At 56.5% G+C, this 379-nt stretch carries 1 protein-coding gene; it reads right to left on the bottom strand.

Annotation, left to right across the window (positions count from 1 at the left end):
- Window positions 1-379 (bottom strand): LacI family DNA-binding transcriptional regulator (locus tag C1I92_RS35205; RefSeq protein WP_146605410.1); only part of this gene is annotated, 379 nt, incomplete at both ends.

The raw sequence follows: 379 nt of genomic DNA, 5'->3' as shown, positions 1-379 counted from the left end.
ATGCTGGTGTCACCGATGACACACCTGGAACCTTACGGTTGACCGTCATGACCGGCTTGATCCCGGCCAGGTGCCGCAAACCGGCGTCCGACATGCGCGAACCGACAAAAATGAAACCGTCGACAGTAGCCAAGGATCGTTTCGTGGTTTCAGACTCAATCTCGGATGACTCGTTGGAGTCAATGAGGACGACCATGTAACCGCGTTTGCGGGCACCTGCGAAAATCCCTTTGACGGTAGCCCCGAACACCGGATTCATGGCGTCGGCAACGCACACTGCGACGAGGTGATACGTCCTACTCGTCGAAACTCTCGGCACCTCATCCTGACGGTAACCAAGCTTCCGAGCGGCCTGAAAGATCCGTTCTGACGTCTTGAC

The sequence above is a fragment of the Jiangella anatolica genome (genome assembly GCF_003236295.1).
Lineage (GTDB): Bacteria > Actinomycetota > Actinomycetes > Jiangellales > Jiangellaceae > Jiangella > Jiangella anatolica.
The sequence above is the reverse complement of the archived record's forward strand: the minus strand, read 5'-3'. Positions and strand labels throughout refer to the sequence as shown.